Origin of the sequence: Microvirga sp. 3-52, assembly GCF_018383585.1 — a bacterium.
GTDB lineage: Bacteria > Pseudomonadota > Alphaproteobacteria > Rhizobiales > Beijerinckiaceae > Microvirga.
Genome location: NZ_JAHAMK010000020.1, coordinates 32429 through 43775, shown reverse-complemented (window position 1 = coordinate 43775; position 11347 = coordinate 32429). Strand labels below are relative to the sequence as shown.

The 11347-nt window shown below is 65.6% G+C and carries 13 protein-coding genes; 4 read left to right on the top strand and 9 right to left on the bottom strand.

What is annotated here, in order from left to right; genetic code table 11:
* Positions 1 to 72: 72 nt before the first annotated feature.
* Complete coding sequence (locus tag KHP60_RS15885) at positions 73 to 549, bottom strand: DUF2852 domain-containing protein (protein WP_213565300.1); 477 nt, start codon at positions 547 to 549, stop codon at positions 73 to 75.
* Positions 550 to 623: 74 nt separating this feature from the next.
* Positions 624 to 1292 carry a TetR/AcrR family transcriptional regulator gene (locus KHP60_RS15880; protein WP_213565299.1) on the bottom strand — a complete coding sequence of 223 codons (669 nt, stop codon included), beginning with the start codon at positions 1290 to 1292 and terminating at the stop codon, positions 624 to 626.
* Between the two features lie 313 nt (positions 1293 to 1605).
* Between KHP60_RS15880 and hemW the strand changes: the two genes are divergently transcribed.
* A complete protein-coding gene (gene hemW / locus KHP60_RS15875) occupies positions 1606 to 2766 on the top strand; it encodes a radical SAM family heme chaperone HemW (RefSeq protein ID WP_213565336.1) in 1161 nt (386 codons plus the stop codon).
* A gap of 243 nt (positions 2767 to 3009) precedes the next feature.
* On the opposite strand, the gene gshB is transcribed toward hemW, so the two are convergent.
* Positions 3010 to 3954 carry a glutathione synthase gene (gshB, locus tag KHP60_RS15870; RefSeq protein ID WP_213565298.1) on the bottom strand — a complete coding sequence of 315 codons (945 nt, stop codon included), beginning with the start codon at positions 3952 to 3954 and terminating at the stop codon, positions 3010 to 3012.
* 163 nt (positions 3955 to 4117) lie between these two features.
* Here gshB and KHP60_RS15865 point away from each other — a divergent pair, with 163 nt between their 5' ends.
* Entirely contained in the window at positions 4118 to 4999 is an 882-nt protein-coding gene (locus KHP60_RS15865; RefSeq protein WP_213565297.1) for a lipid kinase, read from the top strand.
* Positions 5000 to 5070: 71 nt separating this feature from the next.
* On the opposite strand, the gene KHP60_RS15860 is transcribed toward KHP60_RS15865, so the two are convergent.
* Positions 5071 to 5280 (bottom strand): DUF1127 domain-containing protein, encoded by a 210-nt coding sequence (locus KHP60_RS15860; protein ID WP_213565296.1) that lies wholly within the window; start codon positions 5278 to 5280, stop codon positions 5071 to 5073.
* Between the two features lie 104 nt (positions 5281 to 5384).
* Here KHP60_RS15860 and KHP60_RS15855 point away from each other — a divergent pair, with 104 nt between their 5' ends.
* On the top strand, positions 5385 to 6257 hold the full coding sequence (locus KHP60_RS15855; protein WP_213565295.1) for a LysR substrate-binding domain-containing protein: 873 nt from the start codon (positions 5385 to 5387) through the stop codon (positions 6255 to 6257).
* On the opposite strand, the gene KHP60_RS15850 is transcribed toward KHP60_RS15855, so the two are convergent.
* Both KHP60_RS15850 and rsmI read right to left on the bottom strand, forming a co-directional pair.
* Positions 6254 to 6631 (bottom strand): YraN family protein, encoded by a 378-nt coding sequence (locus KHP60_RS15850; RefSeq protein ID WP_213565294.1) that lies wholly within the window; start codon positions 6629 to 6631, stop codon positions 6254 to 6256. The genes KHP60_RS15855 and KHP60_RS15850 overlap by 4 nt on opposite strands.
* The gene (gene rsmI, locus KHP60_RS15845; protein ID WP_213565293.1) at positions 6628 to 7566 is read right to left on the bottom strand and encodes a 16S rRNA (cytidine(1402)-2'-O)-methyltransferase; all 939 of its coding nucleotides are present in this window, start codon (positions 7564 to 7566) and stop codon (positions 6628 to 6630) included. The genes KHP60_RS15850 and rsmI overlap by 4 nt, the downstream gene beginning before the upstream one ends.
* Before the next feature lie 139 nt (positions 7567 to 7705).
* On the opposite strand from rsmI, the gene KHP60_RS15840 reads away from it, so the two are divergent.
* A complete protein-coding gene (locus KHP60_RS15840) occupies positions 7706 to 8989 on the top strand; it encodes a penicillin-binding protein activator (protein WP_213565292.1) in 1284 nt (427 codons plus the stop codon).
* Positions 8990 to 9156: 167 nt separating this feature from the next.
* Here KHP60_RS15840 and KHP60_RS15835 read toward each other — a convergent pair whose 3' ends face one another.
* From KHP60_RS15835 to KHP60_RS15825, 3 genes are read right to left on the bottom strand one after another with little or no spacing between them, the layout of a single operon-like run.
* Positions 9157 to 9666 carry an OsmC family protein gene (locus KHP60_RS15835; protein ID WP_213565291.1) on the bottom strand — a complete coding sequence of 170 codons (510 nt, stop codon included), beginning with the start codon at positions 9664 to 9666 and terminating at the stop codon, positions 9157 to 9159.
* A 19-nt stretch (positions 9667 to 9685) separates the two neighbouring features.
* On the bottom strand, positions 9686 to 10474 hold the full coding sequence (locus KHP60_RS15830; protein WP_213565290.1) for an ABC transporter ATP-binding protein: 789 nt from the start codon (positions 10472 to 10474) through the stop codon (positions 9686 to 9688).
* Positions 10474 to 11328, bottom strand: a complete 855-nt coding sequence (locus tag KHP60_RS15825; protein WP_213565289.1) for an ABC transporter permease — start codon at positions 11326 to 11328, stop codon at positions 10474 to 10476. Before KHP60_RS15825 ends, KHP60_RS15830 begins: the two co-directional genes overlap by 1 nt.
* Positions 11329 to 11347: the final 19 nt, after the last annotated feature.

Sequence of the window (11347 nt, the reverse complement as noted above, 5' to 3'; positions counted from 1 at the left end):
GACCGGCCATGGCGGAGCGCCGTTCAAAAGAAAAGAGCGCCCCGAAGGGCGCTCCTTGAGCTGCTACTGGATTTAGACGTTCGTCGTGCCGTTGCCGCGGCGCTTGGCCATGTAGGCGTCGAACTCCTCGCGGTCCTTGGCTCGCTTCAGCTCCTCGACGAAGTTCCGGAAGTCGCGGGCTTCCTCGTCGAGCTTGCGGCGCTCTTCCTCGAGGCGCTCGAGCTCGCTGCGGCGGTACTCGTCGAAAGCCGCGTTGCCCGTGCTGGTGAAGCCACCGAATCCGGCGGGACCGCGCGAGGCGTAGAAGTCGTCCCTGGCCCGGCCGAAGGTGTCACGGAAGAAGCTCTTGGCTTCGTCGTATTTCGGATATCCACACATTTTCCATACCAGATAGGCCAGCGCGAGCGGCCAGACGAAGATGAAGCCCAGAATGATGCCGACGATCTCCAAACCGCGTCCGGGCTTGCGCCCGCAGCGGCGATGAGCGCCGTTGTTCCAGGGGCCCGCATGCGGGCCCGCGTTCCAGGCGGCAGAGGCAGAGTCAGACATTGGAGGTCCCTATGTTAATGCTAACAACATTAACATGCGGATCGATTTTGGCGCTTTCAAGAGAGGTTTCGTCGTTATTTTCCGGAATGGCCGGCGCGGCCCTTCAAGGCGCCGTGGACGAGGGCGAGCACGCCTGCCCGCAGCAACTCGTACTTGTCCGGCAGGCCCGGACCCCTCGGCAGCTGGCCTGCGGCGTCGAGGGTCGCGATGCCGTGGGACAGGACCCAGACCTCTATGGCGATGAAGCGCACATCGACGCTCTCGAAGCCGTCGGGAAACGTCTCTGACAGCGCCTGGACGAGGAAGTCGAACGCGTTGCCCACGGGCTTGCCGCCGTTCTTGATCTCCTTGGTCCAGAATGGGCCGCAAGTCTCGCCCTCGCTGGGCCGGGCCGAGAACATGGCCGTGTAGAAGCCCGGTTCCTGCTCGGCGAAGGCCAGATAGGCCTCGCCCATGCGGGTGAAGCGCTCCAGCGCCGTCCCCTCGCTCTGCAGGGCCCGTCCGAGCCGTTTCGCCAGCTCGTCGTAGCCGCGGAACGCGACCTCGGCTACGAGCGCATCCCGGCCCCGGAAGTGGCGATAGAGGGCCGCGGGCGTCACGCCCACGAGCTTGGCCGCATCCGCCAGTGTGAACCCGCCGATCCCCCGCTCGGCGATGAAGCGTTGCGCCGCCTCGATCAGCGCCTCCTTCAGATTGCCGTGGTGGTAGCCCTGCCGGTCGAACGGGCCGCGCCAATGCCGCATGATGAGTTCCTGTTGTCTGCCTAGCGATCTTAGGACCCCGCCGCGGCGGAAGCCAGGACCGAAGGCTCTATAAGGGTGAACAACCTTGTGGGCGAAGAGGTTCAGAGAAGTTCTTCGTTGATGCTGTCTAAGAGCCGTCATCACCGGCCTCGTGCCGGTGATCTCGATTATGTGAAGCATCGAGCCTTTTCGCATCGTCATGGTGATCGTGCCACGATTCCGGATGATGCCGCGCAGTCCCGGGATGACGGCGTGTTCTGATCGCGACACCAGCACCCGTGACGCAGAGCCCGTGAACTGCCATATACGCCCCATGATCGATCATCCGACGCGCGACGTGGGCTTTGGCGTCTATGTCCATTGGCCCTTCTGCGCCTCCAAATGTCCCTATTGCGACTTCAACAGCCATGTCCGCCACCAGCTGGTGGATCAGGAGCGGTTTCTGGCGGCCTTCCGGCGCGAAATCGCCCACACGGCTTCGCGTATTCCGGGGCGGACGGTCACGAGCATCTTCTTCGGTGGCGGCACGCCTTCGCTCATGAAGCCTCAAACCGTGGGGGCCATCCTCGATGCCATCGGCGGCGCCTGGTCCGTCGACCCCAAGGCCGAGGTGACGCTGGAAGCCAACCCCACCAGCGTCGAGGCCGAGCGCTTCCGCGGTTATCGCGGCGCCGGCATCAACCGGGTCTCGCTCGGCGTCCAGGCGCTCAACGATCCCGATCTCAAGCGCCTCGGTCGCATGCACTCCGTCGACGAAGCCCTGGGGGCGGTGAAGATCGCGGCGTCCATTTTCGAGCGCTATTCCTTCGACCTCATCTATGCCCGCCCGGGCCAGACCCCGCAGGCCTGGGGCGCGGAGCTGGAACAGGCCATCTCCCATGCGGTCGAGCATCTCTCCCTCTATCAGCTCACCATCGAGCCCGGCACCTGGTTCCAGCGTCTCTACGATGCCGGCAAGATCACGATACCGGACGAGGAGACGGGCCGGGCGCTCTACGATATCACGCAGGAGACGTGCGAGAGGCACGGCCTCCCGGCCTATGAGATCTCGAACCATGCGAGGCCCGGCGCGGAATCGCGGCACAACCTGCTCTACTGGCGCTACGGCGAATATGCCGGCATCGGCCCCGGCGCCCATGGGCGCCTCGTGACCGGCAACGCGCGGCTGGCCACCGCGACCGAGAAGCATCCGGAAACCTGGCTGGAGCTGGTGGAGCGCGAAGGCCACGGCGTCATCGACGAGGAGGTCCTGACCTCCGAGGCCGAGGGTGACGAGTTCCTGCTCATGGGGCTTCGCCTCAAGGAAGGCGTCGATCCGCGGCGCTTCGAGGCGTTCACCGGCCGGTCGCTCAACCAGAGGCGCCTGCGCAACCTAGAAGAGGAAGGTCTCATTCAGGTGGACGGCTCACGCCTCGCCGTGACGCCGAAGGGTTTTCCGGTACTCAACGCGGTGATCGCGGAACTGGCGGCTTAAGATAACGAGCCTAAACCCGTCATGGCCGGGCCTGTCCCGGCCATCCACGTCTTGTGCTCGCTCAACCTCATCCTGAGGAGCAGCCGTCAGGCTGCGTCTCGAAGGAGGGTCCGGCGCTCTCTGGAAACTCCTTCGAGACGGTCGCTTTGCGACCTCCTCAGGAGGAGGGCTCAGGGTTATCGCTTCATAAAGGCGTGGATGCCCACAACAAGTGCGGGCATGACGGTGGAACGCGCATGATGTCTACCGCCCCACCTTGCTCTCGATCACATCCCACACCGTCACCGCGAGATCCGGCCCGCCGAGCCGCTTGATGGCGCGGATGCCCGTGGGGGCGGTCACGTTGATCTCGGTGAGGTTGCCGTCGATCACGTCGATGCCCACCAGGATGAGGCCCATGCGCTTGAGGTCAGGGCCGATGGTTTCGCAGATCTCGCGCTCGCGCGGCGTCAGGTCGGTTGGCTTCGCCGCGCCGCCGCGAACCATGTTGGACCGGATGTCGTTCGCCGCCGGAACACGGTTGATCGCGCCCGCCGCCTCGCCGTCGATGAGGATGATGCGCTTGTCGCCTTCCGTGATCTTGGGCAGGAAGCGCTGGATCACCCAGGGCTCGCGGAACAGGTTGGAGAACAGATCGTAGAGCGAGCCGAAATTCGGATCCTCCCGCCCGACCTTGAACACGCTCGCACCGCCATGGCCGTAGAGCGGCTTCATCACCACGTCGCCGTGCTCGCGCCGGAACTCCTCGATCTCCTGCTTGTCGCGGGAGATGAGCGTCGGCGGCATCAGGTGCGGAAAATGCGTGACGAAGATCTTCTCAGGCGCATTGCGCACATGGGTCGGATCATTGACCACGAGGGTCTTCGGATGGATGCGCTCGAGGAAATGAGTGGCGGTGATGTAGGCCAAATCGAAGGGCGGGTCCTGGCGCATGAGCACCGCGTCGACAGCCGACAGATCGACCCGCTCGGGTGTTCCAAGCGTGAAATGGTCGCCCTCCAGGTCGCGCACTTCGATGGCTTCCGCCATCGCGACCACTGCCCCATCGCGCAGGGACAGGCGGTCTGGCGTGTAGTGCAGGATCCGGTGTCCGCGCCGTTGGGCCTCGAGCAGAAGCGCAAAGCCCGTATCGCCTGCGATCTTGATGCTTCGGATGTGATCCATCTGGAACGCAACGGTCAGGGTCATGCGTCAAGCCTCCTTGGGAAGCAGGGTTATTGGCCTTAAAATCGAGGATGGCAACTCTCGATCCGCGGCTTCGTGAACGAAAACGGGGGAGCCGGGTTATCCAACGGCCCCGCTTCCATGTTGCCCCTTGCGGATGCCCTCAAGCTTTTCCATGTGATAGTCCATGCCCCGCCGCGCCCTTCTGATCGTCAACACCAAGAGCCGCAGCGGCGCGATCCAGTGCGATATCGCCATCGAACGCCTGAAGGGGCATGGCATCGAGCCCATTCATCTGGAATGCGGCCGCCGGGAGGACCTGTCACCGCTCATCGTCAAGCATGCCCAGGATGTGGATTGTGCCGTCGTCGGCGGGGGTGACGGCACCATGAATGCCGCGGCTTTCGGGGTCATCGAGGCTGGGCTGCCGCTCGGCATCCTGCCGCTCGGCACCGCGAACGATCTGGCGCGGACCCTCGGCATTCCCTTCGATCTCGACGGAGCCGCGCAGGTCATTGCCGATGGCTTCACCCGCAGGATCGACCTCGGCATCGTGAACGGAGAGCCCTTCTTCAACGTCGCAAGCATCGGCCTCTCGGCCGAGTTGGCGCAGAAGCTGACGCGAGACATCAAGCGCCGCTGGGGACGCCTGGGCTACGCGATCGTGGCCCTGAAGGTTCTGGCCCAGGCCAAGCCCTTTCGGGCCACCATCCACGGTGAGGACGAATCCGTTCGCGTGAAGACGCTGCAGATCGCGGTCGGCAACGGTCGTTTCTATGGCGGTGGCAATGCGGTCGAGAAGGACGCGGCCATCGACGACCAGCATCTCGATCTCTACAGCCTGGAACTGGAGCGCGCCTGGAAACTGGCCCTTATGGCGCGGTCGTTCCGCTACGGGCAGCATGGCGCTTGGGAAGAGGTGCGGGCGGTCCGGGCCAAGGAATTCGACATCCGCACCCGCAAGCCGAAGCCCGTCAATGCGGATGGCGAGATCGTGACCCAAACGCCCGCCCATTTCTCGATCCGCCCCGCGGCCGTGACGGTGTTTGCACCGAAGCCCGGGGCCTAGCGCATCGTGCGGACCCAGAGGATGAGCATCGGATGGATCCCGAAAGTGCATGTCCTTTGGGATCCGATGCTCTAGTGCCGGCCGCACCGGACGGCATCTTCGATGTTTCCTGGGGTGAGGCCGATATCGTGCAGCATCGCCTCGTCGAGCGAGCTGACGTCACGCAGGGCGCGACGGATCTGAATTTCGCGCAGGAGCGATGCGAAGAAGCTCTTGGCGCGCGAGGGCTTGGCGGACGGATGCTCGGAGGTCCAATCGCAGGGGGTGGTATGGGCTGTCATGGCTGTCTCCTCAAGTTCGATGAGGAGATGATGAGCTCACCCCTTGCATAAGTGAAACGAATGTTCATTATATCGACGATAACGATTGTTTATTGAGGTCGGCCATGGCCCGGAATCTCGATGTCAGCCTGCTCAGGGCTTTTGTGGCGGTGGTGGATGCCGGCGGCATGACCGCCGCCACCGGGGTTCTCAACCTGACCCAGGCGGCGGTGAGCCAGCAGATCAAGCGCCTGGAGGAGACGCTGGGTGAAGAGCTCATCACCCGTGATCGGCGGGGTATGAAGCTCACGACCGCAGGCGAGCGCCTGTTCGGGCGTGCGAAGCGGATGCTCGCCCTGAACGATGAAATCTGGACCGAGATGACCACTCCGGAATTCGAGGGCGAAGTGAGGCTCGGCATCCCGAGCGACATCATCACCACCTATCTGCCGACCTTCCTGAAGGATTTCGCGTGCCGCTATCCGCGCGTGCAGATCTCGCTCAACAGCGGCTCCAGCGCCTCCCTCCGCGCCAAGCTCTATGACGGCAAGGTCGATGTGGTGCTCGCCACCGAGATGGCCTGCGATTCCGACGGCGAGAACCTCGTAATGGACCGTCTGGTGTGGGTGGGGGGGCGCGGCGGCGATGCGGCGCGCCAGCGCCCGTTGCCGGTGTCCATCGGCTGTTCCGACTGTGCCTTCCGCGCGCCGGTCCGCGAGGCCTTGCAGAAGGCCGGGATCGAATGGCGCTCGGTCTCGGAAGTGACGAATACATCGGCGCAAGTGGCGACGGTTGCCGCCGACATCGCCGTCATGGCCTGGATGGCCTCGACCGTGCCGAGCGGTTTCGACGTGCTGGGGCCTGAATCGGGATTGCCTGCACTCCCGCCCTTCATGGTCAATCTCTATCTGCCGCGCGACGGCGGCAATCACGTCGTGCAGGAGCTGGCGCGATTCATCCGCGAGGCGGTTGCCGACCGGCACCGGATGGCGGCTTAGGGCATCTCCAGCTCGAACGCCGATACGATGTGCTGCGGCCATCGCCTGGGCGCGATGAACACCGCGTCGGCGCGCCATGTTCTGCTTCGCGCCCAATCATTGCGCGTGAGCCACGTGCGAACTGCGCGGGAGAAGCGCTGGCGCTTGCGGGCGGTGATGGCGGACAGGGCACCGTCCATCAGGCCGCGCGCCTTCACCTCGACGAACACGATGGTGTCGCCGCGGACAACGATCAGGTCGATCTCGCCGCCCGATGCCGCATAACGGCGCGCGAGCGGACGGTAGCCTTTCATCACGAGGAACAGGAGCGCGATCCACTCGGCGCGATGGCCGCGCAGAAAAGTCGCGCGGCGGCGTTCGAGCGCGCTCGTCATTCGTCCTTCTTCGCAAGCGTCAGCGCCCGGGCGTAGACCTCCCGCTTGGGCAGGTCGAGCTCCGCCGCGACGAGCGCCGCCGCGTCCTTGATCGAGTGGTTCTTGAGTGCCGCTTCCAGCTTGCCGTCGAGCGCCGCATCGGCTTCCGCCGCGTGCATGGCTTTCGTCGCCTCGCCGATCAGGACCACGATCTCGCCCTTGGGCGGACCTTCCTTGGCGAATTGCCGTGCCAGTTCCGGCAGGGTGCCGCGCCGGATCGTTTCGAACATCTTCGTGAGCTCGCGTGCCACCACGGCCTGCCGCTCGCCCAGCACGGCGGCGGCGTCGGCGAGCATTTCGGGCAGGCGATGCGGTCCCTCGAAGAGCATGAGCGTGCCGGGAATCGCGCCGATCTCGGCCAGCCTCGTACGGCGCGCGGCGCTCTTCGAGGGCAGGAAACCCTCGAAGAAGAAACGGTCGGTCGGCAGGCCCGAGGCGACGAGCGCGGTGAGCACGGCCGAGGGACCGGGAATGGGGGTGACGGGCAATCCTTCCTCGATCGCCGCCTGCACGAGCTTGTAGCCGGGATCCGACACCAGCGGCGTGCCGGCATCCGACACGAGGGCAAGCGCCTGGCCTTCACGGATCCGGTGGACCATGCGCTCGCGCACGGCATCGTTGGAATGCTCGTGATAGGCCACCAGCGGCGTAGTGATGCCGTAATGGGCGAGCAGGGTCTTCGTCACCCGCGTGTCCTCCGCAAGGACCGTATCCGCGGCGGCAAGCACGTTCAGCGCACGGAAGGACACGTCCTGCAGATTGCCGATGGGGGTCGCGACCACGTAGAGGCCGGGCGACAGGGGTTTCGCCTCGGCGGCGAGGCCGAAGGCGGTGAAGGTGGCGATCCGCTCGTTCGGCTCGCGCCGCTTGGTCCGGTTGTCGATTCTCTGGCTCATCGTTTTTCACTGTCGCATGGGGGACGCCGTCGCGGAAGCGGGGTTGTTGAGACCATCATCCTGCATTGGAAACAATGTTTACCTTTTGCTGTCACGCTTCTCCCCATGGACGGATAGCTGTTTCCAGAAGGGGGCGGAGATGGCGCGGGTGTCGTGGGGTGCGGCCCGAGGCTTTACGAGCCAAGGTGCTTGGATTTTTGTCATCGCCGGGTCGCTGGTTCTGTCCGGCTGCGTCGGCTCCGGCAGCCTGTCGCCGCCGCGGAAGGCGAGCAGACCTCAATCGGTTCCCGTCGAACCCACATACGCGGCAGGCGTCGCGCCATCCGGCGCCGCGATGCCGGACGCTCCGCTCGGACCGGCCATGGCCGGCACCACCCTCGGCAACGGTCCCGTCAAGGTCGCCCTGATCCTGCCCATGACCGGAGCAGGGCAGGGGGCCGTGGTGGCGCAGAGCATGCGCAACGCGGCGGAGCTGGCCCTCGGCGAATTCCAGGGCTCGGATCTCACCCTTCTCGTGAAGGACGACAACGGCACGCCGGAGGGCGCGCAGGCTGCGGCCCGGCAGGCGCTGGCTGAAGGAGCCGAACTCATCATCGGCCCGCTCTTCGCAGGCTCCGTTCAGGCCGCCGGCCAGGCGGCGCGCCAAGGGGGCAAGCCGGTGATCGGCTTCTCGACGGATGCGAGCGTCGCCACGCAGGGCGTTTATCTCCTGAGCTTCCTCGTGCAGGAGGAGGTGGACCGCATCGTCTCGTTCGCCGCCACCCAAGGGCGCCGCTCTGTCGCCGCTCTGATCCCGGAGACCCAGTACGGCCGCGTGGCCGGAGCGCGGCTGCAGCAGGCGGCGGCGCAGCAGGGCATCCGCATCGCGGCGCTCGAGTATTATCCGCCGGGGCAGCCGCAGACGGCCGTGCAGCGCATGGCACCCATCATCGGCGGTTCCGCACCGCAGGCGGATGCGCTGTTCCTTCCCGACAACGGGGACGGCCTGCCGGCCGTCGCCCAGGCACTGCAGATGGCCGGGTTCGATCCGCTGCGGGTCAAGCCGCTCGGCACCGGGTTGTGGGACGAACCTCGCGTGGCCGCCCTTCCGATCCTGCAGGCGGGCTGGTTCGCGGCACCCGACAAGCGCGGGTTCACGGCCTTCGCCGAGCGTTATCGCGCGCGCTTCAATGTCGATCCGATCAGGCTGGCGACTTTGTCCTATGATGCCGTGACGCTCGCGGCCGCGCTCGCGCGGATGCAGGGCGCACAGGCCTTTACCGATGCCATGCTCACGAACCCTGCAGGCTTCGCCGGGGCCGACGGCGTGTTCCGCTTCAATCCCGACGGCACCAACGACCGCGCGCTGACCGTGCAGGAAATTCGCGGCGGCACCGCGGTCGCGATCAGCGGCGCACCGCGAACCCTGGTGGCTGGAAACTGACGGCATTTCAGTATCCTCGCCCTCATCCACAGCATCCACCACGTCATTACCGGCCTTGTGCCGGTGATCCCGACGGATTGAAACGCCGCGCGTTTCCTTATCGGGATGGCCGGGATAAGCCCGGCCATGACGAGGAAATCTCACACTGATCGAGCAAACAGACAGGCCTATTTGCGCGTCAGCGTGGTGCTCAGCTCGGGCTTGTTGTTGAGGGTCTGGAACACCACGCAGTAGCGCTCGGTGAGCTTGAGCAGCTGGTCGATCTTCTCCTGCGGTGCGTCCGTGTCGATCTCGAAGGACAGGCGGATGTTCCTGAAGCCCACCGGCGCCGTTTTGTCGACGCCGAGCGTGCCGCGGAAATCGAGGTCGCCTTCCGCCTTCACCGCACCGTGGCGCAGGTCGATCTCGAGCGCGGTCGCGACGGCCTTCAGCGTCACGCCGGCGCAGGCGACGAGCGCTTCGAGCAGCATGTCGCCCGAGCAGAGTTCCGCCCCGGAGCCGCCGGTGGCCGGGTGAAGGCCCGCGACGGCGAGCGCGCGGCCTGTCTCGACCTTGCATGCAATGTGCTGGTCGTCGAGCGTGCCTTGCGCCTTCAGGGTGATCACGGCCTTGTCGGGATCGTTGCGGTATTGATCCTTCAACGGCGCCTGGAGGGCGCGAAGGGCTGTCGCATCCATGATGAAGTCCTTTTGGTTCCTACCACCACAGCGCGGCGGCCTGGCGGTCGCGTTCACGCTGAGGCTGCAATTGCGGAGCTTTGAGGGAATGGTCAAGGGCCGTCAAGATGCGGCGCACGGAGGTCTCGAAGGGAAGGCCCGTCCTGTCGCGCGGGCGCGACAGGGTCAGCGGCAATTCGTCTAAGATCCGGCCGGGCTTCGGCTGCATGACGATCGCCCGGTCGGCGAGGGTCACCGCTTCCTGCACGTCGTGCGTGACGAGCACCACGGTCGGGCGCGTCTCCTCCCACAGTCCGAGCAGGTGCTCGTGCAGGCTCGCGCGGGTGAAGGCGTCGAGCGCCGAGAAGGGCTCGTCGAGGAGCAGCACCTTCGGATTCGTCACGAAGGCCCGCGCGATGGACACGCGCTGCTGCTGGCCGCCCGAAAGATCGCGCGGCCAGCGGTCGGCGTGTTCGATCAGGCCGACCTTGCTGAGCGCATGCGACACGCGTGCTTTTTTCTCGGCGGCGCCCACGCCGTCGAGGCCGAAGGCGATATTGTCGGAAACCGACAGCCAGGGCAGGAGGCGCGGCTCCTGGAACACGATGCCGACGGCAGGATGGGGACCTGTGAGCACCTCGTCGTCGAGGCGGATCCGTCCTGCGCTTGCCCGGTCGAGACCGGCGATGAGGCGCAGCAACGTGGTCTTGCCGCAGCCCGAGCCGCCGATCAGGGAGACGATCTCGCCTTCATGCACGGTGAGATTGATGTCGGACAGCGCGCGCGTGCCGTCGGCGTAGGTCTTGGAGAGGTGTTCGAGGGCAAGCATTACAACCTCTCCCGCACGGTGTCCTGCCAGCGAACGAGCGGCTTGGTGCCTGCAACGAGCAGGCTGTCGGCGATCTTGCCGAGCAGCGCGAAGGCGATGATCGCGGCGAGGATCTGGTCGGGCTTGCCCATTTGCTGGCCATCGACGAGCAGATAACCGAGGCCCTCGGATGCACCCATGAATTCCGCCGCGACGACGAACATGAAGCCGAGGCCGAGGCCCGAGCGCAGCGCGATCACCGCTTCGGGCAAAACGGCCGGCAGCAGGATGCGGCGCGCCAACTGAACGCGCGAGAGACGGAACACGTGGCCGACCTCCACGAGCTTGCGGTCGACGGAGAGAATCGCGCCCGCGATGCCGAGATAGACCGGGAAGAACACGCCGACGGCAATCAACGCCACCTTCGAGGCTTCGAAGATGCCGAGCCATAGAATGAACAGCGGCACCCAGGCGATCGAGGGAATGGCACGCAGGGCCTGCAGGGTCGGATCGAGCAATTGGCGGGTGGTCTTGCTGGAACCGGAGAGCGCACCCAGCACGATGCCGGCAACGGCGCCGATGACGAAGCCGACCAGAACGCGCCACAGCGTCATCCAGGTGTGCGTCCACAATTCTCCGGTCTGAGCCAGCCCCCAGAGCGTCGCGATGATGCGGCTTGGCGGCGGAACGAGACGTCCCTGCGCGAGGCCGAGCGCAACGGCCCCCTCCCAGAGAAGCGCAACGGCGATGGGCAAGAAAAAGCCGAGAAGGATACGCCAGTCGAAGGCGCGTCGCTTCTCGGTCAAGGCGGGGGCCGCGAGAGCGGCGGCACCCTCATGGGAGGACCAGGCGTTGCTTGTGGCTTGGCCTGTCACGGCGCTCTCCCGTGATGAA